The organism is Pseudarthrobacter leeuwenhoeki (genome assembly GCF_055412885.1).
Genome location: NZ_JBVAYY010000018.1, coordinates 34,998 through 60,630, shown reverse-complemented (window position 1 = coordinate 60,630; position 25,633 = coordinate 34,998). Strand labels below are relative to the sequence as shown.

General features: G+C 66.1%; 21 protein-coding genes. 13 read left to right on the top strand and 8 right to left on the bottom strand.

Annotation, left to right across the window (positions count from 1 at the left end):
• Positions 1-198 precede the first annotated feature (198 nt).
• Positions 199-1,470: a plasmid pRiA4b ORF-3 family protein gene (locus tag ACZYX4_RS15290; RefSeq protein ID WP_463877368.1), complete on the bottom strand. Its 1,272-nt coding sequence runs from the start codon at positions 1,468-1,470 to the stop codon at positions 199-201.
• Between the two features lie 170 nt (positions 1,471-1,640).
• Between ACZYX4_RS15290 and ACZYX4_RS15285 the strand changes: the two genes are divergently transcribed.
• Entirely contained in the window at positions 1,641-1,823 is a 183-nt protein-coding gene (locus tag ACZYX4_RS15285) for a PspC domain-containing protein (protein WP_463877365.1), read from the top strand.
• 932 nt (positions 1,824-2,755) lie between these two features.
• On the top strand, positions 2,756-3,769 hold the full coding sequence (locus ACZYX4_RS15280) for a hypothetical protein (RefSeq protein ID WP_463877364.1): 1,014 nt from the start codon (positions 2,756-2,758) through the stop codon (positions 3,767-3,769).
• Positions 3,770-3,881: 112 nt separating this feature from the next.
• Here ACZYX4_RS15280 and ACZYX4_RS15275 read toward each other — a convergent pair whose 3' ends face one another.
• Entirely contained in the window at positions 3,882-4,085 is a 204-nt protein-coding gene (locus ACZYX4_RS15275) for a cold-shock protein (RefSeq protein WP_024365339.1), read from the bottom strand.
• Positions 4,086-4,333: 248 nt separating this feature from the next.
• On the opposite strand from ACZYX4_RS15275, the gene ACZYX4_RS15270 reads away from it, so the two are divergent.
• Positions 4,334-4,759 carry a helix-turn-helix transcriptional regulator gene (locus ACZYX4_RS15270; RefSeq protein WP_463877361.1) on the top strand — a complete coding sequence of 142 codons (426 nt, stop codon included), beginning with the start codon at positions 4,334-4,336 and terminating at the stop codon, positions 4,757-4,759.
• A gap of 22 nt (positions 4,760-4,781) precedes the next feature.
• Positions 4,782-5,186 carry a VOC family protein gene (locus ACZYX4_RS15265; protein WP_463877359.1) on the top strand — a complete coding sequence of 135 codons (405 nt, stop codon included), beginning with the start codon at positions 4,782-4,784 and terminating at the stop codon, positions 5,184-5,186.
• A gap of 335 nt (positions 5,187-5,521) precedes the next feature.
• On the opposite strand, the gene ACZYX4_RS15260 is transcribed toward ACZYX4_RS15265, so the two are convergent.
• A complete protein-coding gene (locus ACZYX4_RS15260; protein WP_463877357.1) occupies positions 5,522-5,941 on the bottom strand; it encodes a hypothetical protein in 420 nt (139 codons plus the stop codon).
• 92 nt (positions 5,942-6,033) lie between these two features.
• On the bottom strand, positions 6,034-7,179 hold the full coding sequence (locus ACZYX4_RS15255) for a DUF6544 family protein (RefSeq protein ID WP_463877354.1): 1,146 nt from the start codon (positions 7,177-7,179) through the stop codon (positions 6,034-6,036).
• Between the two features lie 560 nt (positions 7,180-7,739).
• On the opposite strand from ACZYX4_RS15255, the gene ACZYX4_RS15250 reads away from it, so the two are divergent.
• Positions 7,740-8,780, top strand: coding sequence for a M14 family zinc carboxypeptidase (locus tag ACZYX4_RS15250; RefSeq protein ID WP_463877351.1), 1,041 nt, complete (start codon positions 7,740-7,742; stop codon positions 8,778-8,780).
• A 108-nt stretch (positions 8,781-8,888) separates the two neighbouring features.
• Here the strand turns inward: ACZYX4_RS15250 and ACZYX4_RS15245 are convergent, their stop codons facing one another.
• The 3 genes from ACZYX4_RS15245 to ACZYX4_RS15235 form a co-directional block, all read right to left on the bottom strand.
• On the bottom strand, positions 8,889-10,067 hold the full coding sequence (locus ACZYX4_RS15245; RefSeq protein ID WP_463877348.1) for a S8 family serine peptidase: 1,179 nt from the start codon (positions 10,065-10,067) through the stop codon (positions 8,889-8,891).
• 204 nt (positions 10,068-10,271) lie between these two features.
• Positions 10,272-11,486 carry an acyltransferase family protein gene (locus tag ACZYX4_RS15240; protein WP_463877346.1) on the bottom strand — a complete coding sequence of 405 codons (1,215 nt, stop codon included), beginning with the start codon at positions 11,484-11,486 and terminating at the stop codon, positions 10,272-10,274.
• Between the two features lie 441 nt (positions 11,487-11,927).
• Complete coding sequence (locus tag ACZYX4_RS15235; protein WP_463877374.1) at positions 11,928-12,977, bottom strand: DUF6226 family protein; 1,050 nt, start codon at positions 12,975-12,977, stop codon at positions 11,928-11,930.
• Between the two features lie 343 nt (positions 12,978-13,320).
• On the opposite strand from ACZYX4_RS15235, the gene ACZYX4_RS15230 reads away from it, so the two are divergent.
• The 4 genes from ACZYX4_RS15230 (at position 13,321) to ACZYX4_RS15215 (ending at position 16,260) form a co-directional block, all read left to right on the top strand.
• Positions 13,321-14,184 carry a phosphatidylinositol-specific phospholipase C/glycerophosphodiester phosphodiesterase family protein gene (locus ACZYX4_RS15230; protein ID WP_463877343.1) on the top strand — a complete coding sequence of 288 codons (864 nt, stop codon included), beginning with the start codon at positions 13,321-13,323 and terminating at the stop codon, positions 14,182-14,184.
• Between the two features lie 45 nt (positions 14,185-14,229).
• On the top strand, positions 14,230-15,276 hold the full coding sequence (locus ACZYX4_RS15225; protein WP_463877341.1) for a hypothetical protein: 1,047 nt from the start codon (positions 14,230-14,232) through the stop codon (positions 15,274-15,276).
• Positions 15,277-15,581: 305 nt separating this feature from the next.
• Positions 15,582-15,956: a PH domain-containing protein gene (locus ACZYX4_RS15220; protein ID WP_463877338.1), complete on the top strand. Its 375-nt coding sequence runs from the start codon at positions 15,582-15,584 to the stop codon at positions 15,954-15,956.
• A gap of 94 nt (positions 15,957-16,050) precedes the next feature.
• The gene (locus tag ACZYX4_RS15215) at positions 16,051-16,260 is read left to right on the top strand and encodes an HNH endonuclease (RefSeq protein WP_463877335.1); all 210 of its coding nucleotides are present in this window, start codon (positions 16,051-16,053) and stop codon (positions 16,258-16,260) included.
• Here ACZYX4_RS15215 and ACZYX4_RS15210 read toward each other — a convergent pair.
• Complete coding sequence (locus ACZYX4_RS15210) at positions 16,235-18,304, bottom strand: hypothetical protein (RefSeq protein ID WP_463877332.1); 2,070 nt, start codon at positions 18,302-18,304, stop codon at positions 16,235-16,237. The two genes, ACZYX4_RS15215 and ACZYX4_RS15210, sit on opposite strands and share 26 nt — an antisense overlap.
• A gap of 313 nt (positions 18,305-18,617) precedes the next feature.
• On the opposite strand from ACZYX4_RS15210, the gene ACZYX4_RS15205 reads away from it, so the two are divergent.
• From ACZYX4_RS15205 to ACZYX4_RS15190, 4 genes are read left to right on the top strand one after another with little or no spacing between them, the layout of a single operon-like run.
• Positions 18,618-20,060 (top strand): DUF3375 domain-containing protein, encoded by a 1,443-nt coding sequence (locus ACZYX4_RS15205; RefSeq protein WP_463877330.1) that lies wholly within the window; start codon positions 18,618-18,620, stop codon positions 20,058-20,060.
• Entirely contained in the window at positions 20,057-20,707 is a 651-nt protein-coding gene (locus ACZYX4_RS15200; RefSeq protein ID WP_463877327.1) for a DUF4194 domain-containing protein, read from the top strand. The genes ACZYX4_RS15205 and ACZYX4_RS15200 overlap by 4 nt, the downstream gene beginning before the upstream one ends.
• The gene (locus tag ACZYX4_RS15195; RefSeq protein ID WP_463877325.1) at positions 20,704-24,135 is read left to right on the top strand and encodes an ATP-binding protein; all 3,432 of its coding nucleotides are present in this window, start codon (positions 20,704-20,706) and stop codon (positions 24,133-24,135) included. The genes ACZYX4_RS15200 and ACZYX4_RS15195 overlap by 4 nt, the downstream gene beginning before the upstream one ends.
• Positions 24,125-25,447, top strand: coding sequence for a Wadjet anti-phage system protein JetD domain-containing protein (locus ACZYX4_RS15190; RefSeq protein ID WP_463877323.1), 1,323 nt, complete (start codon positions 24,125-24,127; stop codon positions 25,445-25,447). The genes ACZYX4_RS15195 and ACZYX4_RS15190 overlap by 11 nt, the downstream gene beginning before the upstream one ends.
• Positions 25,448-25,633: the final 186 nt, after the last annotated feature.

Sequence of the window (25,633 nt, the reverse complement as noted above, 5' to 3'; positions counted from 1 at the left end):
GCATCAGCGGCGGCGACTCGAACTACTCTACACACCCCACCGACCAGACACAAATCCACCCCCACCACCACCCCCACACCCCCAAAAACCCCGCCACCACACGGAAACCCGCAGGCCGGCAGGCCTACCGGGAACCGAAATGAGGACATCAGTTTTCTGTGTACTGGCTCACTTTCGCGGCGGCGGACCTGGCACGCGTCACACGCCGTCGAGCAACCCCTGGACCTGCAGGAGGAACTTCCGTCCGCCGTCCGTTAGAACCGGCGCGTCACTGAACGTGCGTTCCGGAACCTTCAGCTGCAGGCAGTCCAGTGCCCGGCGCACTTCCCGGTCGAGGTCCTGGGCGGCATCCAGTGGCACCGGAGCCCCGCCCTTCATCCGGAACCCCGCCGAGGTCAGGGTGTCTGCGATGATCCGTTGCCGCTGGTCCCATGACGGCATGGAGCCCTCGAGCAGCCAATGGATCGCCATGCGGGTCGCAACGGCCGTCGCCTTGTCCGCCGGGAAGGCAACGGCCTCGGCGAGGTGGTCCCACAGCGGTCGGCCGCCGTCGTGCATTTTGCGGCCGGCCGGTGACAGGACCAGCCGCCCCTTGCTCTTCCGCAGCATTTTCCAGGCCTGAAGCTGCTGCCGGAGCAGCAGAACGGGGAGGGTCTGGCTTTCGCGGTTCGCAGCCCCGGGCCAGCGATAGGACCACCCAAGTTCGCGCACGGCCGCGCTGACCACGGCAGGTTTGAGATAGCCGTCCTGGGTTAATTGCAGCCCGTCGGAGCCCGCCCGGTTCAGCAGCCACTGCACGGGACGGATCACGGCCTCGATCTCCTGGTCCGTGGGCGGTTCCGGCCAGAGGCGTTGCGCCAGTCCGTCCAGACGGCTGTTGAGCGCGGCGCCGTCGAACGCGCCCGGCTCGAAGGTGCCGGCATCCTGGCCCGTCGCGAACTTGTACCAGTCGGAGAGCTCCTGGTGCTCCTGGTCCGAGGGATCGGCCAGGGCTTCAATGAGGCGCGCATAGCCGTAGGTCCCGCCGGAGTCCTCCACCGGGCCCCGGTTGGCGCCGCCGATGCAGCGCACGGCAGCGGCAGGCAACTGGGCCGGCCCCATCACGTCAACGGTGTGCGTCCACGCATCACCAAAGTCGTACTCGTACTCAACGGTGCTCGATCCGGACTGCTGCGCGTCCAGGAGGTCAAGGAGCACGACGCCGGAAGCCGGCTCGTCGCCCATCTCCTCCGCCGCGTCGTCGGGGCCAATGATGACGCGGGGCTGGCCGAGCCGGTCCACACACCGGATGCCAAAAAGGTGGCGGTTTTCCCAGCCGAAGGCCGTCTGAAGCACCCGGTGCAGTTCCTGAACGGTGATGGTCTCCGGGACCAGCAGCCGGCGCCAGATCTCGGGCTCGGTGTCCTTGATGCTGACGCGGAGGTCGAAGGCGGGGACTGACGCGGGAAGGGCAGGGGCCGGGGATTCCATGCTGGCTATCCTGCCAGAGCCCCGCCGTCTGGAACCGGAGTGGCGCGGCTACCGCATCCACGCGCCCGGCCGGAACCAGGCGTTGGGCTCGCCAGCCGCCGGGTGGGCGAAGGCAGTCCCGCTCTTGCGGGGCTGTTCTCTTGACCGGGTCACACTGCTACCTTGGCTGGATGGAACGATCATTGGTTAGGCCCCGGAACGGCAAGATCATCGCGGGCGTGTGTGCAGGCCTCGCCGACCGCTTCGGCATCCCCAGGACGCTGGTCCGCATCGGCTTCGTGTTCTTCGGCCTGTTCGGCGTCGGCGAACTCGCCTATATCGTGCTGTGGATCATCATGCCCAAGGGCCGGTAGCCGCCAGGGCAGACGGCGGCGGAACGCGGCACAGCACGACGGCGGGAGGCCGGCAGCGCTGCCGGCGTTCCGCCGTCGTGCTCTACTGGACGCGCGAGCCCGGCAGGTACCAGGACAGGGACGACGTGAAGGGTTCGCTGGGCAGCGCTGCCGGCTGACCATGACTCCGTGGACCGCACCACGGGGGTGTGCCCGCGTCCGTCCCTGACCATGGCGCGGACCGTGGCGCGGACCGTGGCGGTGCCGCCGTGTGAGCAACCGTGTGAATACCCCGCGGCTGAATACCCGCGGCTGAATACCCCGAGACGCTGGCGGGACCTGCGGCGTAAAGTTCCTCCTATGGCCGAGACATGGATCCGGCTCCTCGGTCCGCCCAGGATCGAGTCCCCCGGCACCACTCCCCCACAGCCCAAGGGCCGCAAGGCCTGGGCCGTGCTGGCCTGCCTTGCCCTGCAGCCGGACGGCATCAGCCGTTCCCGGACCGCCACCCTGCTGTTCCCGGACGCCGCGGATCCCCTGGGTGCCCTGCGCTGGTACCTGTCGGCGCTGCGCCGGACCCTGGACGGTGTCGCCATCACCGGGGACCCGCTGCGGCTGGTCCGGCGTGCCCTGTCCGACGCCGCGCCTGCCGCCGGCCCCAGGATCACCGCGACCGCGGCCACCATCCGTTCCTATCTCGACGTCGGCAGCGCCTCCCTGTCGGCGGGCGCCGTGGACCGGGGGCTCGAAGAGGTCGCCGATTTCCTGCACCGCGCGCTGTCGGCGGAAGCGCCCGACGGCGTCTCCCGCACTGCCGCCGCGGCATTCCGCGAGCTGGGCTGCCTGTCCGTGCAGCGCGGCGTTCCGGACCGCGCGGCCGGCTGGCTGGACCGGGCGATGCAGGCGGCGCGGGCATCCCGGACGAGCAGGGAAGGATCCTCGCGATCCAGGGCATGCTGGCCTCGGACACCGCCCACTACGGGGATGCGGTGGCCGCCTTCGCCGAGTCCAGGAGACTGGCCCGGGCGGTCGGGAACCGCCGGCAGCAGGCATTCAGCGAGGCGCTGCTGGGGCGCGTGCATCTGCTGCGCGGGGACCTGGAGCTGGCGGGCGACCACTCCTATATGGCCCTGGCCTCCGGTGCCGAGGCCCGGCTGTTCCTGGCGCACGGAAACCTGGCTGCCGCCGAGCACTGGATCGACCGGGGACTGGACCCTACGCCGTGGTACCTCTGGTACACGGCCCGGCTGCTGGATGTCGCGGCGGAAGTCACCATCGCCACGGGTTCGCCGCGGGCCTCACAGGTCGTGGAGCGGCTGGCCGCGCTGGCCAGCAGCAGCGGCATGCGGGAGTTCGTGGTCCGGGCACAGTCGCACCGGGCGGTGCTCGGTGACGGGGCCGCCGCCCAGGCCGTGCCCTGGCTGGCGAAGGAAATCGACAACCCGGCGCGACGGCGTTCCTGGCCCGGCGGCAGCGGGTTTCCGCGTGAGCCTGCCGCGGTTGGGCGGGTCCGGAGCCGGTTCCGGAAGCCCTGTCCCGCCGTCGTCCGCGGGACTAACATGCAGCTGTACCGATGGGAATGCCACCGTGCTCACTACTGTGGAAGGACATCTGCCATGGAATGCATTACATGGTTCGCGCCGATTTTGCCGGGAAAACTGGAGGAGTGGAAGGCGCACGTCGAGGAATTGAAGGGCCCGCGGCGGGAGCAACACGAAGCCTCGCGGGCCCGCATGGGCCTGGTGCCGGAAGTCGCCAGCCTGGTGCAGACCCCGCAGGGGGACTTCACCTGCATCTTCCACGAGGCCGAGGATCTGGCCAAGGCCTACCAGACGCTCGCCGCGTCGGCGGATCCCTATGACGTGTGGTTCCGCGAGCATCTGGCGAACCTGCACGGGATGAGCGTGGACATGCTCACGGCGCCCCTCCCGGCCACGCTGGTCCTCGACTACCGCGCCGCCGGATAGGCGCTGATGAAGCAGCACGCCCGGGTTAAACAAAAGCAGGGCCCGTCAAAGACGGACCCTGCTCGAAACCTGTAAGGTTCCGGACTCAGAAGAGTTAGCTGAAAGCTAAGTCTTAGAGAGCCTGGATGTTTACGGCCTGGGGACCCTTGGGGCCCTGCTCGGTTTCGAAGGAGACCTTCTGGTTCTCTTCGAGGGAGCGGAAGCCGGAAGAGGCGATCGCGGAGTAGTGTGCGAAGACGTCCTGTGAGGAGTCATCGGGGGAAATGAAGCCGAAGCCCTTTTCAGCGTTAAACCATTTGACGGTACCAGTAGCCATTATTTTTTGTCCTTCGTGAAGGTGGAGGAAAAGTCCCGACTTTCGGGTCCTCCTGTGTGGGGTGCTCAAAACCGCTGCTTCAGAAGAACAAGGTCTTTCAACCTTGCGTACTGCCTGAACTACGAACTGCATAAACACAACAACAACAAGATCAACTCTACAGGAGTTTTCCGGTACGGATTACCACCAGTGCCGGCGGCGGCGCATTAGAGGCTTTACAGGGACGCGTCCGGTTCTAGAATGGCGGAATGACACCGCAGGAGTTGGCCAACCTGGCGCACTTGCGCCGGGCACGGGACCTGATCGACCGTGACTACGCCCGGCCACTGGATGTGCCCACCATGGCCGCCGGTGCCCTCATGTCCCCGGCGCATTTCTCCCGTCAGTTCAAAGCGGCCTACGGCGAGACGCCCTACACCTACCTCATGACCCGGCGGATCGAACGCGCCATGGCACTGCTGCGGTCCGGTGCCAGCGTGACGGATGCGTGCATGGAGGTCGGCTGTACCTCGCTGGGATCGTTCAGCTCACGGTTCGCCGAGATCGTCGGCATGCCGCCGAGTGAATACCGGACTCGGCAGCATCACGCGGTGAGGGCCATGCCGTCATGCATCGCCCGGCTGCGGACACGGCCCGAGCGCAAAGCGAGCAGGATTGAAGAAGCGCCCCCTTAGCCGCTGACCTAGCGTGGAAGACATGAACATTTCACTGCAGTACTCGCAAATCACTGTCAATGACCTCGACGAGTCGCTCTCGTTCTACCGGGACGTGCTCGGCCTGGAAGTGCGCAACGACGTCGGCTCCGACGGGCAGCGCTGGGTCACCCTTGGCAGCGCGGCCCAACCCGATCTGGAGCTCGTGCCGTCCGTTCCGCACGCCGGCCGCTCCCAGGACGACGGCGATGCCCTCCAACAACTCCTCGTCAAGGGCGCCCTCCCCGTCCTCGTGTTCCGCACCGACGATCTCAACGCCACGTTCGAGGCCGTCCGGGCCTCCGGCGCGGAGGTCCTCCAGGAACCCATCGTCCAGCCCTGGGGCCCGCGCGACTGCGCCTTCCGCGACCCGTCCGGGAACATAGTCCGCTTCAACCAGGCTGCCTAGCCCCGCACCTCACCGCGGGCCGCCGTCGCGTTCGGTCCGCGGCCCGTTCTCGCCGCGTGATAACCCCTCTTCTTTCCGGTTGTGACCCGGTCCACACCGCCGGCACCCGCTGGTCACGTGCGGGCTGTGCCTGCCGTGCCGTTCAGGTCAGGACTCCCACGGTGAGAACTCCACCTTTCCAGGCCTGAACGTCGACGGCGGGATGGCCGAGTTCATGCGGGGGCAGTGCCGTGGCTGCTCGGAGGCATTCGACTGTGGAAGGCCGTGCCGCCGGTTCTTAGCCTGAGGGCAATGGCCGGCGTGCCGGCGCGCTGAGAGTCGGCTCAGTCATCTCGTCATCCCTCGCGTTCAGTGACGAGGGACTCGGCTCGGGTCTTGATGCCGCGCATCATCCGGCGGTTCACCGCGAAGTCGCCGAACTCCAGCAGGACCACGCTGAGCGACGCGCTCAGAGGAGATCGCCAGTCGTAGAGGGCCTGGATGCGATTGACGAGGCGCCTACCGCCATCGCTGGACGGCGTCAGCTGCCACGACCACGTCGAGTCCGGCTTCGTCCACAGCAGCCAGCGATCGACCTCGAACGAATCGACTCGGAACGCAGTCCGCTCCGTGGGCTGCGGCTTCGGCACCATGGGCACCCACTGTCCGACGTGCAGGTCCTGCCAGGCAGGTTCGATGGTCGTGGCACTCCGGTGGCCGCGGTTGTCGAGCAGGTCATGGCTGTACCACCCCGCACGGGTGCAACCGACCTGCACAAGCCACGGCCAGACCAGCGGCGACGGAGCGGCGATCGTGATCGCGAGGGTGCGTTCATCGTCCCAATACTCGCTCTGCCACGCCCACCCGATCAAGTGCCAGGACCGGGCTCGAGGTACGTGATGTCGTCAGTGTGGAACTCGAGGTAGTCGAAGCTGGGTGCGTCGGCGGGATGCCACCGGGCCCTGCCGGACGCGCCGATACGCCGGCCGTCGAAACTGCGGTAGTCGGTGACGGGGGTGGACCAGGTTCTCGGCGTGAAAGTGCGGCCGTCGGGCGATGCCGCCAGCCGGTCGTCGGAGGCGAAGTCGACGAGTTCGTGGTTGTCGTTGAACGTGAGCACGGCGCTCACGGTGTGACCGGCGTTGGTGAACGTGGCACTCACGTGGCGATCGTCGATGGGTGTCCACTCGATGGGCGCGTCGACGAGCACAGCGGGCGCCAGCACGCACAGGTCATTGAGCAGCGTCACCGTCTCGGCCTGGTCTATCTCCGGGCCATGGGCATCGACGAGGGTCAGCAGCGATGCGAGCCGCACCTGCATCGTCGCCGCGGGGCCGACGTAGGCGTGGAGGATGTCGGTGGGGAGCCCCTTCATGGTCGCGTCCATGAAGAACACCCGGCTCGGCTCGGGACCGAACGTGTTGGTCTGCTCCCCGGTCCACCGCATCCACGGCTTGTCCGCGCCTGCACGGATACGACCCCTGATGTCAGCCCGGAAACCGACCACGTGAGGTCGCCCGACCGCACCGGCGGCGCGCACGTAGCCGGCCACGGGCAGCGGCAGATGGGCCAGATCGAAGTCGGTCACCAGCGAGCCGGGAGGACCGGCAACCGACAGCGCGGACCGGACCGTTTCATCGGCGAGACGCCGGGACCGGGCCCGGAAGCTGGTCGGACCGTTCGCGCGGAACCCGTACACCGCGGCGAGCGCCAGCAGCACGTTGGCGGCTGTGCCCGCCTTGGCGTCGGTCCACGACGTGACGATTACCGCCTGGGAGACGACCGCAGCGAGCCCGGCGACCGCCCACCCCCAGCGGAGCCCGGCCAACAACATCACACCGGCGGCGACCACCACGACCGCGGCGACCAGCCAGGCGACCCCCATCGACGCGCTGATCGGCTCGGTGAGCTGCGACACGTCGGCCCACCCGAATCCCTCCACCACACCCATCAGGTGAATGAGGCCGTGGATGACCACGATCAGGCCAACAGTCCAACGAATCAGTGTTCTCATGATGTCCCTCCTGCGGACGAGATGGTGTGTGGACGGCCGAGCACCGCGGCGAACGGGACGGCAGCGAGGACCAGACCGACTGCGGACCGGGCCGGGGGAAAAATGGTCGCCACCAGCGGGGGTGGGATCGTCCGGGTGCGCCTGGCGGAAGCGGTTGGCAAGCTCAAGACCGGTCCCGCAGCACCGCTAAAATGAGGCGACCTATTCAGGACGTGACCGCGCGGGATCTCGGGGACGTCGCGCTCGGCAACTTCAAGAGAAGATCCGCGGGATGCGATCTGAACAGCTTTCATCGTGAGGGGCCTTTCATCAGCAGCCTGTAAGACCGGAGCCAAGTGCGCCCCGGAGGCGGAGCCGGACGGGAATCAGCACTTCGATGACGCGGGCGATGCAGGTGCCGCCGAGGTCGATCACATCACGGTGACCAGGATCTTTTCAAGAGCCGGCGAACGGTCTCCCGGACCCGGATGGCTTCGGCGCAGCAGCACGAACAATTGCTTGACACAACTACGCGGTGGCATTTGACTCATCTTGTCACATCCACTTTTTGGAGGAACAAGTTGAACGCACCCAGAAAATTCGCTGCACTCTCGCTGGCCGTCTTGCTGACAACTGGCGCAACCGCCGCTGCTCCGGCCTTTGCTGTGGGCGAGGGCCCCAATTACGGTGGCAACGAAACCATCAATACCTCGATCCTGCGCTCCTACGACGAGGTGGTCGCTGAACTAAGGAAGCAGGACGCCCGCCAGTCCGCGCTGGAGCTCGAAGTGATCGGCCAGTCGGTCAAGGGCCGTGACCTGTACCTGGCGAAGTACATTACCAACCCGGACAACCCGACCATCCTCTACCTGACGCAACAGCATGGCAACGAACAGCTGACCACGGAGGGTGCGCTGGAGTTCATCAAGCACCTGGGCACGGGCAAGGCCCAGGGAGTGCTCGACGGCGTGAACATCCTGGTGGTACCCATGCTCAACCCCGACGGTGCCATGGGAGACGTCGACTTCGCGCTGGATGATTACATCGCCGACGGCGGCAGGACGCTGACGCGGACCAATGCGAACAACGTGGACCTCAACCGCGACCACGTGAACAAGCTCGAGCCGGAGACGCAGGCGCTGCACGATAACGTGATGCGTGCCTACGACATCGACTACATGATCGATCTCCACCACCAGGGGACGCAGAGTGAAAGGGACGGGGAACTGGTGTCGGGCTCGATTCTCTACCCCACCACCCCCAACGTCGACCCGGCCGTGCTTGAAGGATCCAAGCGCCTCGGTTCCGTGGTGTTCGACGCCGTCGACTCCACCGGGTGGGGCCACCTTGGCAGGTACGTCGGCGGAGATGCCGAAACCATCAGCCGCAACGGCATCGCGGTGGAATACGGCATTTCGACCCTCCTGTTCGAGATGCGCGGAATGTCGGACAACACCAGGGACTCCGCCGTGCTCGGCCAGAAGAGCAACGGCTACCTGATCAGGCAGACCGTGGTCACCCTGGACGCAACGGCCCGGGCCGTTGCCGACGGGTCGATCGCCACCGCCGACACGTCCTTCTGGGACACCCTCGCAGAGCAGACCACCCGCACCTCGGAGTAGGTTCCCCGCGAACTGCCGCTGGGGGGTCCGGGAGGGCAGCGCCCCCCAGCGGCAGTCCCCTTATTCCGCCCGGCCGCACGGGCCGATCCACTGGGTGGGCGACGCGGACTACCGGACCGCGTTGTTGGCGTTCACACGGCCATGCGCCCAGTAGGTGCCCGTGCCGGGAAGTCTGTCGGCAGTTGTCTCGATGTTTGCGCGGACTGACATGTTCGTGGCGCCGGCGTGGGAGCTCCAGGCGAGCGCGGCAGTTGCCGCGACGATGGGTGAGGACATGGAGGTCCCGTTGCCGAGGTCGTAGCCGAAGGAGCGGTTGTTCTGCGTCCCGAGGACAAACGTGTGGTTTGGGAATGTTGAGTAGATATTGACTCCGGGTGCTGCGACGTCCACCCAGCTGGCTCCATAGGTTGAGAACGATGCTTTGGCGTCGGTGTTGTCGGTGGCGGCGACGGCAATGACGTTGGGGTATGCGCCTGGGTAGATCTTGGCCTGGTTGCTGCCGTTGCCTGCTGCGGCAACGAGCACGACGCCCTTACTCCAGGCGTTGTTGACGGCAGCTTCGAGGGTGCGTGATGCCCGCACCCCGAGGCTCATGTTGATAACCTTTGCACCGTTATTGACGGCCCAGTTGATGCCGTTCGCAAGGCTCGAGCTGGAGCCAACCCCGCTGTCGTTGAGGACTTTGCCGTCCAGGATGGTGCATCCCGGACACACGCCGGCAACTCCAACCGTGTTGTCGGCGGTGGCGGCGACGATACCGGCCACATGGGTGCCGTGCCCATAGTTGTCCTCACCGGTTGTCCCGTTGGTGAAGTTGGCGCGGGCAACAACCTTTGGGGTGATGTCGACGTTGTCACTGGCGACACCTGAATCGAGAACGGCGACTTTGATGCCGCTGCCCGTCGTGACGCCCCACGCCTCGACGGCGTCGACATCAGCGTCTGCTGTGCCGCCGGCTACAGAGTAGGTGCCGGCGGTGTTATCAAAGGGTTGGCCATTGTTTTGGAGGGCGTACTGGCGGGGGAAATACTCGTCAGCCGTAGCGGCAGCAACGGGCTCGTCCGGCTCGGCGTACTCAACTGCCGGGTTCCGGCTCAAGCCCTCTAGAACCTGGAGCTCCCTGTCGGCCGGTACCGTGACGAGTTGGGCGCCAGTGCTGCCGATACCGGGACCCGCCGTGAGGCCGTGCTGGCGCAGTACGCCGGCTGCCGGGCCATTGTCGCGGAATTTGACCATGATTTGCCCCGCGAGGGGTGATGACTGGGTCGCCGCGCTGCTCGTGGTCACTGCGTTGCTTGGGGCTGCCACTGCGATTGCACCGCAGCCTATGATTGCCGCCGCGAGGCTAGCTGTGACGATTCTTTTCATGGGGAGTATCGTGCTCCAATCTGCACTGGCCGGATAGGGCCTGTCGGCACATTACGTGCAGGCTTCCCAAGGGGTCGGCCAGACTCCATCTGTTCACGCCATTTCCGGTGCCTGCCGGGCTCTTTACCCGCGGCGCCCCGACCCCGCCTCGGCCAGGGCCCGGACGGGCGGGCTGTCCAGCCTGTCCGGGACGGCCGGGGCGTGCGCGGCATCCGGGGCGTCGCGGCGGGTCCGGCGCCCCACGGCGCGCCCCGCGGCCATCGACAGCCGCTGGGCAGGCTGTTCCACAAAGCGGTAGAACAGCTCGGCGATCACGAACGCGACGGCCACGGAGACGGCGAGCGCCAGGGGCAGCGAGACGGATCGCAGCAAGGTGACGCCGGCCAGGATGATCGGAAGGTGCACCAGGTAAAGGCTGAAGGACACGCGTCCCAGCCACTGCGCGACGGCCGTGTCACCGAGCCTCTTGGCCGAGCGGCAGGACACAAACAGCAGGACGATCAGCGTCGCGCCCACCGTAACAACGGCCTCGACGCCGGGGATCGGCTGCGCGGGGCTGATCCATTCCGCGTTGGCCAGGAAAAGACCCGCGGCGGCCACAAAGAACCAGACGGACCGGGGCCAGGTCTGGGTCAGCGCACGGATCCGCTCACGCTCAACGCCGAAGACCGCCCCGATGGCGAAAATCGGGAGATAGGACAGCCACTCCAGATGCAGCAGGGCCCCCACGACGGCAAGCAACAGTGCAAAGCCGATTTTCACGTGCCAGAAACGCCGCCAGCGGAGGGCGATGAGGACGTAGGCCGGGAGCAGGAGGGAGAACGCCACTTCCCACTTGAGGGACCACAACGGGGTGTTGATGGTGCTGGCATTCAGCAGGAGCAGTCCATCCTTAAGGACCTGGCCCACGCTGGGGTCGGTCACGTACATGTCCGCCCACGGGCTCTGCAACGGCGACGCCGACCGCGGAATGCTGAGCATCAACACAACGGCCACCACTAGGGACGCCCACGCCGGCAGGTAGAGGCGGAAAAAACGCTTGGCGTAGTACTGTGCCCACTTCCCGGCCGCCCCCGGCCTGGTGAACGGCAGGACCAGGACGAAACCCGAGAGCACAAAAAAGACGTGGACAGCCGGAGTCCCGTTCCAGAGGACGTGCAGGGGCGAGAAGACGGCCCACGTCTCCGCGGTGTTGAGTCCCGCGGATCGGTCGCCGTAAACAACGTTCCCGATTCCCGGGAGTGTAGACAGGACATGGCAGACGACAACCACCAGGGCGGCAATCCCCCTGAGGCCATCCAGCTGCGTGACTCGTGTTGAACCAGAATTAGACCGCATCAGTCCAATGTTACCAGTTCGTTATATTCGCCCTCCTGGCTGGCGGACTCCGGAAGGGCCCCGAACCGGCTATCCCGCGTTCCGCCGGGATGATCTGCGCCGGAGAAACACGAACGTTCCGGCGGCCGCTGCCAGCAGTCCGGCAATGCCAGGTCCCCACCACAGCGGGCCTGCACTGTCCGACGTCGACGCCGCCTGCGCGGTGCCGGCGCCGGGCGCTGCCGGGGACTGTCCGGAGGCCGTCCCGGAGGGTTGTTCGGAGGGTTCAGCGGCAGCTTTCGTCTCGTTCAGGAGCGACCCGTCCTCGGCGTCGCCGCTGACGTCGATGGCCAGGTCGAATGCCAGTTCACTGCCGACGTCGACCGTGGAACCGTCCTCGAGTGAGGCGGCGAGGTAGTAGGCGCCGGGATAGGCGATCAGCTCGATGCCCGAGTTCCGGCTTCAGCTCCGGCGCGGCGGCCACGGACTCCACCCGCCGGCCGCCTCCCGCAGCCGGATCTCTGCGTCGTGCAGGCGCTCAGCACTGGCCGGGGCGGGTTCGCCCTGACCGCTTTCCGAACCGGAACCGTCGAACGCGGTCAGAGCGTATTCGCTCCACCGCTTGCGGCCCACCGGGTAGCGTTCGCTGTAACCGCCGGCCGCGACCGAGAGCACCAGCAGCTCCAGCCGCTCCGCTGTTGTCTCAACCGTCTCGTCGCACGCGTCGCAGCCGCAGACCGGAAACGCGAAGTCATGCAGCACCCCGGCGTGCACCATCACTCCCGGGTACACGGTCAGCACAATCGTCAGGGCCGCCGCTCCGGGATCCCGCGGGGTGATTTTGACCGCCTGCAGCGCGCCCGGCCCCTGCATCAGCAGCTCCCCGGCAAGGACCGGATCATCCTGGACGTCGACGTCGTACACGGCAGTGAGGTGGCCGATCAGGGCACGGGCGACGTCGTGGAGCCCGGCGAACCGCTCGGGGTGGCTGTCCACGCTGTAGGAATCCGGGTCGGGCCCGTCCGCCCCCCAATGCCGGCCATAGGGAATGGGCTCCCCCTGAGGGGAGTAGTAGGTGGCCGTCGGCAGGTCAGGCCGGACGTAGCGAGGCTGTCCTGCCGTCGGGGGTACCGGGCGGGGCGGCTCTGCAGGCGGCTCATCCGGCTCTGCCTGGGCCCAGTCCAACAGCATGGAGACGAGCCCACGCACCGCGTCGTCGTCCGCGATGCGCAGGCCCTCGAGCAGGCGGTCCACCTCGAACCCCGCCTGCCGGTTGCCCACCGTGGGAGCGGCCCCTTCGTAGGCGGTCCACTCCGCGTCCGGTCTCAGCGCGGCGATGGTGTTCCCGGCGAAGACCGCCGCCGCTGCACGGAGCGTGTTGTCGTTTTCAATCCGGGAGCCGGACTTGCGCAGGAACCAAATGAGCCCTTCGGGGTCGGAGGCCAGTTCTTCGGCCCGCACTCCGAGGCCGGCACAGAATTCAACGAAGGGCGCATAGCCGCCAACGTGCATGACCCTCACCGCGGGGCCCGAAGCTTTCCGGTACAGCGCGCTGCCTCGTGACATCGGTACCGGCAAACCAGTGGGCTGCCCTTCAAACAAGTCCTCTGTTGTCCCCATACCGCGATCCTAGCCCGCGGGACGGCGAGGGCCGAGGAGCGCGTTGGCACCGCCTCTCCCGCACTGTACGGAGGGCGGTGACCCCGACGAGCCCAAACGACGCCTCACGTTCACCGTCCCGAAACCGGTGGGGCCATGCCCGTTCTTCCGCAACAGGAAGTCTTTTCACGCACCTCCGCCCAGCACACCGTCGCCTGGGATATGAATCGACCCCAGCTGTACCAAGGAGAACCCCGTGTTCCTGAATAGCGCCGTCACAGCCCTTGTGGCCCTTGCCTCCCTGACCGGAATCGCCGCCCCGTCGGCCGCGAATCCCTCCGCCGCCCACGCGCCGGCGTCCGTGGTCCTCGGCCAGCCGCTCGCCCAGGCTCATGCGCACAACGACTATGAGCATGACCGTCCCCTGTTCGATGCGCTGGAGCATGGCTTCACCAGCGTGGAAGCAGACGTGTGGCTGGTCGACGGCGAACTCCTGGTGGCACACGACCGTGAGAACGCCACGCCCGGCGTTACGCTCGAGAGCCTCTACCTCGATCCTCTCCAGGACCTGGTCCGCGGCCAGGGCCACAGCGTCTACCCGAAGTGGGATGGCAGCCTGCAGCTTCTGATCGACATCAAAAGTGAAGGGGAGGCCACTTATGCCGCCATTGAGAAGGAACTGGCCGAGCACCGCGATATCATGAGCCGCTACAGCCACGGCTCCACCAAGACCGGCCCGGTCACCGCGGTCATCAGCGGAAACCGCCCGCTGGCCACCATGCAGGCCCAGGAAAAGCGCTTCAGCTTCTACGACGGGCGCTCCGCAGACCTCACCTCCGGAAAGCCTGCCGGCCTGATGCCGCTGGTCAGCGACAACTGGACCAAACTCTTCACCTGGCAGGGCGTGGGCCCCATGCCGGAGGCCGAGCGCGCCAAGCTTCACGCCTACGTGGCCGAGGCGCATGCCAATGGCTACCACGTCCGCTTCTGGGCCACCCCGGACATGCCCGGCACCGCCCGCGAAGCCGTCTGGAACGAACTCTTCGACGCTGGCGTGGACCACATCAACACCGACGACCTCGCCGCGCTGCAGCAGTTCCTGACCGTCCGCGCGGCCTGAGCCGCACGCCTCTTGCCCAACCCCGCAATGAAGAGGAACACCGTCATGCCTTCAAAGACCATCAAAACGACGACGGCGGCAGCCGTCCTGGCGCTGGGCCTCATTGCGTCCCAGTCCGCCACCGCCACCGCCGCCGACAACACCGCCGACAGCCAGGCGTTCACGTTCGGCGTGATCGGCGACATCCCCTACGGCGAGGCCGAAATCGCGAAGTTCCCCGCCCGCATCCAGGCCATCAACGCCGACAGCGCGCTGAAGTTCGTCACCCATGTGGGCGACATTAAGAACGGCTCCTCGGTCTGTTCGGACGAGTACTTCGAGAACATCCGCACGCAGTTCGACACCTTCGAGCACCCGCTGGTCTTCACCCCGGGCGACAACGAATGGGTGGACTGCCACCGCACCAACAACGGCGCCTACAACCCGCTGGAACGGCTCGACAAGCTGCGGGATGTCTTCTTCGACGAGCCCGGCAGGACCCTGGGCGCCACCATGCCTGTCAAGACCCAGGAGAACCTTGGGCTTCCGGAAAATGTCCGTTTCACCCAGAACCGCGTGGCCTTCTCCGTGGCGAACATTCAGGGCAGCAACAATTCGCTGCAGCCGTGGACCGGCCTGGGTGAAACCACAGCCACGCCCGAGCAGCTGGCCGAAGTTGAGCACCGGACGGATGCCGTCCTGGACCAGATACGCGCCACGTTCACTGACGCGGAGCGCCGCAACGACCGCGCCGTGGTGCTGATGACCCAAGCCGACATGTTCGATCCGTCGCTGCTCGCTGCGGCCACCGCCAACCCGGAAACGGTCTCCGGATTCCGTGAGATCGTGGCGGCCATCATTGAAGAGACCAACCGCTTCGACCGCCCGGTCTACCTCATCAACGGCGACAGCCACGTCTTTGCCGAGAACCAGCCGCTGGCGGAGGGCTCACCCTGGCTGGACATCTACGGCCAGCCCGCCGCGGATGACCTGCAGCGCATCACCGTAGACGGATCGGTCAACGCCACCAACTACGTCAGGTTCACGGTTGCCGGAAACAGCAGCGACGGCGGAGGCGTCCTGAGCTGGGAGAAGGTCCCCTTCGGGCAGTAGGCATCAGACGGAAGAGCCGCCTGAGGGCACATCGCAGGTCGCCTAACCAGCCCCGGTGGTTCGTGGTGGGCATGGGGTTCGCGGCGAGTCCGGAGCCACGCCGTAATCCTGAGGGATATGGTGGCGCACACGCCCCGATGCGCAGGGACAGCCGGATTGGCCGCAAGGCAACCAGCCCGCACGTTCACGTGCATCTGAAGCCGTGGCATTCGGGCGCGGTTTGCGGGGTCGTCTCAAATGGGGGATATGGGCTTGCCCACCCATATCCGAATCTTAATGCCCACCACAATCATAGGAGATCTCTCTTGGAAGCAGCAGCAATAACCACATGGATGTTCGTCGCCGAATGCCCGATCCCCAAAGATGCGATGGAGCTTATGGTCCCCGGTGAGCAACCAGTGGCCGCCTATAAGACATTCCGCGACAGCGCCATTTTCACGACCAAGCGACTGATCGTCCGCGATGCCCAGGGCATGACCGGCAAGAAGGTGGAGGTGTACTCCCTGCCCTACTCTGCCATCAACATGTGGTCCTCCGAGAACGCCGGCACCTTCGACATGGACGCCGAACTGGAGCTGTGGACGCGTGCCGGTCACATCAAAATCAAGGTGGGCAAGAAAGCGGACGTGCGGCGGCTCGACATGCTGATCGCCCATTCGGTTCTCGGCGCACTGCACTGATCCTGGTGTCATCGGGGCAAACATCCACGCGCGGCGGGCGCTGCCCTCGGCTCCCGTAACCCACGACGCCGCCGGTCCGGCTTGAGAGCTGCAGATGGAGGCAGGATTCCGGCGCCGCTGTGCCCGGCCTGCTGAGCACGGCGACCACTTCTATCCATGGTCCAAAGGCGGCACGACCAACCTGCAGAACTTCGTCGCTGCCTGCGCCAGATGCAATCGCGAAAAGAGTGCTGTTGGTCCGTCACAGTGGCGGTCGCGGACCGGCTATGGGCTCCCTTTCATAGATGGATGCCAAGGACAGTGATCGCGCCCTCTGTCTCCGCTACCGTAGGCCGAGCTCCACGCGCGACTAGGAGGGTCCGAGCCCAGGACCTGATCTCCTCCCGGCGAGGGGGATCAATGCTTCGCAAATCCGCGGTAGCCACCAACCGGTTGTAAATATCGTCGGAAGGGTCCCCCAGTGCATTGGCGAACTTCACAAGAGCTTCCGGATCGTCGATGTCTTCTTCGCCAAGCAGGTTGGTCCACACAATGGCCATGGCCCTATCCGGGCAGGATTCCTCAAGCGTGCAGAGTCCTTTCATCCACTCAACCGTATCTTCGGAGACTTTCAAGGTCTTCGCCCATTCTTGCTGGCCGTCCGAACCGAACCTCTTGAGCAGGTCTGCGGGCGAGTGGATACCCTGGGATTCCAGCGCTGATGCATGAACCTTAAAACCTTCCAGAGATTTGAGGCGTGGCCTCGTTGAAGCCATGGCCATAAAGGCCGGATCCGAGCGGAGGGCTCTAAACGACGGATCGGAAGCGGCGAAATCCTTCAAGTCGTCCAGTCCAAACGCGATTTCGAGGTCACGTAAAGCGCCCGAATGGTCGCTATTCACTTCAAGGGCGTTGCAGGCACGGCTGTAGAGGTACTGGAGGGACCTGGTTCGGATGTCTCCCGTGTCCCATTCCCTCGCGAGAGCACTCAGGTCCGGCGTATGTGTCACCAGCGGACCTTCGACCTCGTCCTGGAGTCGGTGGACGTGCAGGTAAAGCTGTGCAGCCACCGGCTGCATCCGCCGGGCGAATTCTCTCACGCGTGTCCCGGCAAGGGATTGATCTGAGCTCGCCTGGTCAACGGCTTGCATCAAGGCCGTAGCCGCCTCGAGCCCCTGATGGATCACCGCAGCTTGCATGTCTTTCGTTACCTTGAGCCTGAGGTTGCTGTAGCCATTTGTCAGGACATGCAGGAGCCGGATCCGCAGAGCCATATCGAGGGACGTGTCAGCTTCGCCGTCAAGAGAGTTCCGGAGTTCTTCCAGAGCCGCGGTCAAGGACTTCAGCGACTTTTCCGAGCCTCCAAAACGCCCGTTCACCAGGTACCCGAGCCACGCCGCCTTATTGCCAGGGTCTTCGTCCACCGCCTTGGCAAGGAGATAGCGGCGACAGGCCGAATCGTTGGTCCATGGCGGCAACGAGGCCAAGACTTGGCGTGTAACGCTCCGCCAACTCGTGGCCCCGGCGAGTCCGTCCCTTAGATCCGGATATGCACGCGTCAGCGTCATAAGCGAGAATGCGGCAACGCCGCTGAGGAGTACGCGTTTGACATCTGCGACCGCGGGCTCCTTCGGAGATGACGGGAGAAACGACGCGTAGTTAATGAGTTCCGTGTCAGCCTTGCGTCCGTTCCTGGTGATCCGGACAGCGGCGGTGTCAGGGTTCGGTAGGGACACCTCAATCTGCCACGGCGGAGGAAAGATCACTAGCCCGCGCGCTACGTTCAAGATTGCTGAAAGCCACTTCGGCGCGTCGCTGGTCGCGCCGCTCGTGAGGACAGCGTTGACAAAAGCGGAAGCGTCAGAACCATGCGGGTAGGTCAGGCCTCGCGGGCGACCGGCTCCGATCTGCTCAATGGATGCGAGCACGTATTGGGAACCGGCAGCATCGGAGCTACCGTCAGACCCCGTAACCGTGACCTCAACCCGGAGCCGTCTCCCCAGTCCGTATGCCATAAGGAATGCGCCCACGACGGCAAACAGCACCGCGCACGGGGCGACCCAAATACCAATACCGTCACCGCCAGGAATGCCGCCCCACGCCCACCACCCGGCGGAAAAAGCGGAAAAAGCGAGGCCAAACGCCCAGATGGCAGTGAGTGATCGCAAAGTGGCGGAGTCCACGACGACTTCGGGCCTAATGATCCAGTAGGCCAGCAGGCGACCGAACCCAAGGATGACGGCGAAGGCAGCGAAGAAGGCGACGATGCCGCGAAAGTCATTGAGCGGTGAGAAAAGGTTGCCGAAGTTCCCCATCGCGTTGGATAAGAATTCAATAATGATTCCGAACAAGAATGCGATCAAGTCCACTTTGACCCCCAAAGAAAGAGAACATATTTCTTACCAGTAAGCGCGCTCCTGGCCGTCCCTTGTAGGGTCCGAAGCCCCCAAATTGGGGACCAGGTCGACAACTGCGCTGTTGCGGGGAATTCGGACATCCGAATGAGCTTTTGTCCGGTGATCATGTCGCGCCTATCAACCAGCGGTAGGGTCATCGCAGGGTGGAGGCTGCCCCCGGACCCACCCCACACTAAAATAGCCACGTCGGCTTCTCCTCCACAGCTTGTCTGTGATCGCATGTACTTTAGGCCTTAACCCTCAGCACCCCCGCATCAAGGACACGATGGACTACTACGCAATCAATTCGCTGCGTGAAAACCACGCCGGATGGTCGCTGCTGCGCGCACAGAACGCCCCGCTGGCCGTCTCCTTCTTCATCAAGGCCTTCACCGGGCCCAACCAGCGCGACATCGGCCGCCAGGACCTCATCGACCACCTCGACGACGTCCTGTTCGGCCTCCGCGATGACATCGGCGAGGACAAGTTCCCGCGCCCGGCGTCCGAGTACCTCGACGACTGGGCCGCCCCCGAGCGTGCCTGGCTGCGCAAATACTACGTACCCGGCCAGGACGAACCCCGCTACGATCTCACCGCCGCCGCGGAGGACGTGGTGCACTGGGTGGAAAGCCTGCGCGGCCGTGACTTCGTGGCCACCCAGTCGCGGCTGACCAGCATCTTCGCCGTCCTCAAAGCCCTGGTCCAGCAGTCGGAGACGGACCCGGAAGTCCGGCTGGCCGAGCTCCAGCGGCAGCGGGACGGCATCGACGCGGAGATGCAGCGGATCCGGGACGGCAACATCCGGGTCATGAGCGCCCCGGAGGCCCTGGACCACTTCCAGCAGCTGACCTCCCTGGCCAAGGACCTGCTCGCGGACTTCCGGGAGGTCGAGCAGAACTTCCGGAAACTGGACCGCCAGGTCCGCGAACAGATCGCCACGTGGGACGGGTCCCAGGGCGATCTCCTGGAGACCATCTTCGCCAACCAGCAGGACATCAGCAGCTCCCTCCAGGGCCGCACGTTCCAGGGTTTCTGGGACTACCTCATGTCCCCGCAGCTGCGCACCGAACTCCGCGACCTGCTGCAGCGCGCCACGCAGATCGAGGCGCTCTCCGGCACCGAGAACCTGAATGCCGTCACCAACCTCCACCAGGACTGGCTGCCCGCCGTCGAGCAGACCCAGGCGACGGTCCGCCAGCTGTCCCAGCAGATGCGCCGGCTGCTCGATGACAAGGTCTTCCTGGAAAACAAACGCATCATGCAGCTGATCCGCAGTATCGAATCCGGCGCCCTGGGCACCCGGGAGGCGCCGCCGTCGGGCGTCTTCCTGGACATCGCCGCGCCGTCCGTGGCTGTGGCGCTGCCCTTCGAACGGCCCCTCTATGAGCCCAGCCGGAAGGTGATGGTGGACGATGACGTCGTGGCCGCCGACGACACGGACGTGGACGCCGGTGCCCTGTTCAGCCAGTTCCACGTCGATCCGCAGCGGCTCACAGCCAACATCGACGCCGTCCTGGCCGGCGCGGAGCAGGCAACCCTCGCGGACATCACCGACGCCCACCCGCTGCAGCAGGGCCTCGCCGAGATCGTCGCCTACTACCAGCTCGCCACCGAGTCGGACTGGGCCAGCATCAACCCCGAAGCCACGCAGCAACTGTCCTGGCACCTGCCGGACGGCAGCATCCGCGAGGCGACCATCGACCAGATCATCTTTGGAAGGCCAGCATGAACCCCGCCGGAGCACCGGACACCAGGACAGCGGACACCCGGACGCCGGAGGAGCTTCCCGGCGTCGTCACCCGTCTCTTCAAAGGCGTGGTCTACGCCGAAGCGGACGAGAAAATCTGGCAGTCGCTGATTGCCCTGACCTCCCAGGTCCGCGACTACGTGTCCGTGCTGGGGCTGGACCTGATCCTGGACGAGTCCGAGGGGTACGCGTTCCTGAAGTCCCGGGAGGACCCGGACGGAACCCTCCCCCGGCTGATCCCGCGGCGCCAGCTGACGTTCAACGTGAGCCTGCTGCTGGCCCTGCTGCGCGGCCGGATGCTGGAGTTCGACACCAACTCCAGCGAGCTCCGCCTCATCATGACCGAGCAGGAAATCGCGGACATGGTCTCGGTGTTCCTGCCCGAGTCCAGCAACGAAGCCCGCATCCTGGACCAGCTCGGCGCCAACATCAAAAAGGTCGTGGAGCTGGGTTTCCTGCGGAAACTGCGCGGGCAGGCGGGCACCTACGAGGTGGCCCGGATCCTGAAGGCGTACGTGGACGCGCAGTGGCTGGAGGAGTTCGACGCGCGGCTGGCGGACTACCGTTCGTCGCTCACCGGCACCGGCACCGGCACCGGACTCCCGGCAACGGAAGGGGACAGCAAATGACCGCTGCACTGAACACCGAGCTGCAGGACAGCCTGTTCAGCCTGGATGACCCCGGGCTGGAGACCGCGGACGACGCCGGGACTCCCCCGGGTTTCCGGCTGCAGCGCCTGGAGCTGCTCAACTGGGGCACCTTCCACCAGGGGATCCGCACCTTCCGCCTGGACGGCGCCAACAGCCTGCTCACCGGCGACATCGGCTCCGGGAAGTCCACCGTGGTGGATGCGATCACCACCCTGCTGCTGCCGGCGAACAAGATCGAGTACAACAAGGCCGCGGGTGCGCAGAAGAAGGAACGCACCCTGATGTCCTACGTCCGGGGCTTCCACAAGAGCGCCCGCAGCGCCGGGGGTGAATACTCCAAGCCGGTGGCCCTGCGCGGGACCGGAACCCTCACCGTGGTGCTCGGCGTTTTCCACAACGCGGTGCTGGGCAAGTCGGTCACCCTGGCCGTCACGCTCTGGGCCATGCAGGAGGCCGGCCAGCCCAGCCGCTTCTATTCGCTGGCCGAGACGGACCAGTCCATCGCGGCGGACTTTGCGAACTTCGGCCAGGACCCCGCGAAGCTGAAAAAGAAGCTCCGTGCCGCGGGTGTGAGCGTCCATGACTCCTTCGACCCCTACGCGGCGGCGTTCAAGCGGCAGTTCGGCATCGGCGGGAACCAGGCCATGGAGCTGTTCCACCGCACGGTCTCCATGAAGCAGGTGGAGAACATCACCTCCTTCGTGCGCACCAACATGCTCGAGGAAGACGACGTGGAGGCCCGGATCAGCAACCTGATCCACCACTTCGACGACCTGAAAAAGGCCCACGACGCCGTGCTGCGCGCCAAGGACCAGATCGGCCTCCTGACGCCCATCCGGGAGGGCTCCGCCCAGCACGCCGCCCTGAGCCGTGAGGACGAGACCGCCCGGGCCCAGCGGGACCAGCTGCACCCCTGGTTCACGGACCGGAAGCTGGCGCTGAGCCTGGAACACCAGGCGGAGCTGGCGGGCACCGGGGTCCGACTGCGGGAGGACGGCAGCAAGCTGTCCATGTCGATCACCGCGCTGCGCCACGACCTTTCCGGCGTCAAGGAGGACATCCGCAGCAACGGCGGCGGCCGGCTGGCCGCCATTGACGCCGAGGTCACCCGCCTCGCCGGGGACTCCCGCACCCAGCGGCAGCGCTTCGAGAACTACACGGACGCCGCCGCCGGCCTGGGCCTGCCGCCCGCCGAGGACCGGGTGCTGTTCGACGCCAACCGCGCCCGCCTCCCCGGGGTGGAAGCAGAGCTCGCCGAGAACTCCCGCGGGCTGCAGGAAAGCCGCACCACGCTGACCATCGAACGGACCACGCTCACCGAGCGCGCCGCCGAGATCGGCGCCGAACTGACCAGCCTGCAGTCCCGCCCCAACCTGCTGCCGCGCCCCCAGCTGGAGCTCCGCCGCCGGCTGTGCGACGGCACCGGCATACCGGAGAACGCGCTGCCCTACGCCGGGGAACTGCTGCGGGTCCGCGACGGGGAAGCCGAATGGGAGGGCGCCGCGGAACGCACCCTCCACGGCTTCGCGCTCTCCCTGCTGGTACCCGCCGAGCACTACCAGGCCGTGAGCCAGTGGGTGGACACCAACAACCTGAAGGGCCGGCTGGTGTACCTGAAGATCGGCGAGTCGTCCTCACCCCGAACGGCCGAGCCGGGAACGCTGGCGGCCAAGATCGCCATCAAGCCGGGAACCCCGTTCCGCGACTTCCTCCTCGATGAGCTCAGCAGCCGGTTCGACTACTTCTGCTGTTCGAACCTGGAGGACTTCCGCCGGTACCCCAAGGCGCTGACCCTCAACGGCCAGCTCAAGGGCGGCCGCGGGCGGCATGAGAAGGACGACCGCAGGGACCTGGCTGACCGGCGCAACTATGTGCTCGGCTGGGACAACCAGGACAAGGTCACCCGTTTCCTTGCCGAGCAGGACGAGGTCCGCGGCCAGCTCCAGGGCAATTCCGCCCGGCTCGGCAAGGTGGACCACTACCTCGGGGCGCTCGGCCGGCAGAACCAGCAGCTCGGAACAGTCCGGTCCGTGACGGATTTCGCCGAGATCAGCTGGCAGCTCACCGCACGCCGCATCGAGGACCTCAAAAAGGAGAAGAGCGACCTCGAGTCCGCCAGCGATGTCCTGCAGCAGCTGACGGCCCGGGAACAGGAGATGGCCGGGCGGCTGGGGCGCCTGGAGGACCAGGCGGACAAACTCCAGCGCCGGATCGGCGCCAACGAGGAAGCGGCCAAGGAGATCGCCGCGGCGATCGAGGAATGCGCTGCTGTCCTCGCTGAGCAGCCCCTGACGGACGACGGCGGTGTGCTGGCCGCCGTCGCCACGCTTGCCGCCGGCGCGCTCGGGGACAACCCGCTGACGTACAAGAACACCGCGGCGGTGGAAAGCACCGTGCGGGCCGGGCTGACGGACATCATCGATGCGCTGGTCAAACGGATCGCCCGCACGGCGGAAACCACGGTGCGGCTGATGGCCGATTTCCGGAACAAATACCCGAACGAGACCACCGAAATCGATGCCGCCCTCGAGGCCGCCGGGGACTACACCCGGCTCCTGGAGCAGCTGGCCAGCAACGACCTGCCCCGCTTCGAAGCCCATTTTAAGGACTCACTCAACCAGAACACCATCCATGAGGTGGTGGCCTTCAACGCCTTCCTGGACAGCCGCCGGCAGGACATCGTGAACCGGATTGGCGAAATCAACCTCTCCCTGGCCGGGATTGAGTACAACCCCGGCCGGCACATCCAGCTGGAGCACCAGAACACCACGGACCTGGACGTCCGCCAGTTCGGCATGGACCTGCGGGCTTGTTCGGAGGGCACCATCGGCGACGAGGAGCAGTACTCGGAGCAGAAGTACCTGCAGGTGGCGAGCCTGATCGAGCGTTTCCGGGGCCGGGACGGACTCACCAACCTGGATGAGAAGTGGACGGCCAAGGTCACGGACGTGCGGAACTGGTTCACCTTTTCCGCGTCCGAGAAGTGGACCGAGACCGGGGAGGAGTTCGAGCACTTCACCGACTCGGGCGGCAAGTCCGGCGGCCAGAAGGAGAAGCTGGCCTACACCATCCTCGCCGCCGCACTGGCGTTCCAGTTCGGGCTCGGCTCCGGGCAGGGGCCCGGAAAGAGCGCCGGCAGGAATTCCGGCGCCGGCCGCAGCTTCCGGTTCGTCGTCATTGACGAGGCGTTCGGCCGGGGGTCCGACGAATCCGCGCGGTACGGCCTGGAGCTGTTCCAGCGGATGAAGCTCCAGCTGCTGATCGTCACTCCCCTGCAGAAGATCCATGTGATTGAGCCGTTTGTGGCCCACGTCGGCTTCGTGGCGAACACCCACGGTGACGACTCCCAGCTGCGGAACATGACCATCCAGGAGTACCGGGACGAGCGGGACCGGCGTGCCGGCTGAATCCTCGGCCGGTAGGGCACAGGGCTGGACCACGCTGGCGATGCTGCGTGCCCAGTCGCAGAAGGCCTGGGACAGCGGGGCGCTGTTGCGCGAGCTGCTGGAACCCGGCGGCGTGTATCCGCGCCGCCGTCCGCTGAAGCGCCCGACGGCGGCCACCCTCCGGAGCGACTACGCTGCGGCCCGTGCGTGGGCGGCTGAGCTGTTTGCGGCGGCGGGTTCTTTCACGCTGGAGACCGCGGAGGTGGGCAGGACCACCATCGGGTCCAACCTGCTGCCGGCCGCGGCGGTCTTTGCTTCCGCGGAGGATGAGATTGGGTTTGTGGGTAAGTCGAAGGATGCCGCGCGGTTCCGTGGGCTCGCCGCGGAGTTGACGGCCCTGGACGCTGCCTTCCGTGCCTGGGCGCTGAGGCGGCCAATGCGGCTCCTGGAACTCGGTGGCGACGCGCTGACCGCCGCCCGGGCGGCCCTCTGGCTGCGGGACAACCAGGACCCCGGCGTGTATGTCCGGCAGCTCAGCCTGCCCGGGGTGCACACCAAATTCGTCGAGCACCATCGAAAAGTCATTGATGAAATGGCCGCGGAGCTGCAGGCCTCCGTGCCGGTTCAGAATGCCGTCGCGGAAGGTGAGGCCCTGGCGGACGATGAGATCCTTCCGGAGGTGCCCGTGGAGCCGGGGTCCTTGCTCGGCGGGGCAACGGCCCGGACGCCGGCGGCTCGCTTCGCCGCCCGGCACCACTTTCTGCACCCGCCCGAGCTCGTCCGGTTCCGGGCGCTGGATGCCGGAATGCCGCTGCTGGGCGGGGCACGGGACCTGACCGTCACGGCCGCGGCGTTCAGCACCCTGAACCTGCCGGTCCGGCGCGTGATTGTCACCGAGAACCTGGTGAATTTCCTGGCCCTGCCCGCTCTCCCCGGCAGCCTGGCCCTGTACGGGGGCGGATACGGGTTTTCGTCGCTGCGCGAGGCCGGGTGGCTCCGCGGCTGCGAGGTCTGGTATTGGGGTGACCTGGACACCCACGGCTTCCGGATCCTGGACCAGCTCCGGGACGTGCACCCGCACGTGGTCAGCGTGCTGATGGACGAGGCCACGCTGCTGGCACACCGCGATGTCTGGGGCACCGAACCGTCGCCTTCGCGTGCTGCGCTGAGTAGGCTGACCACTGAAGAGTCGGCCCTCTATGAAGCGCTGGGCCGTGACCAGTTCGGACAGTCCGTCAGGCTGGAACAGGAGCTGATCCGCTGGGACTGGGCCCTGGACAGACTGCTGCACGTTGCCGGGAGGCGCCAGGATAATGACCAGCATCCACGGTGAGATTGTCATCGGCCGGCCAATCAGTGAGGGTTTCGACTTCGTCGCCGACGAACGGAACGAGCCCAGGTACAACCCCGCATGCTGCGTGTCGAGAAAGTCACCGGCGGAGCCATCGGCATCGGGACGCAGTTCACAGCGACCAGAAAGTCCATGGGACGGCCGCTGACCAGGCTCCTGGAAACCACG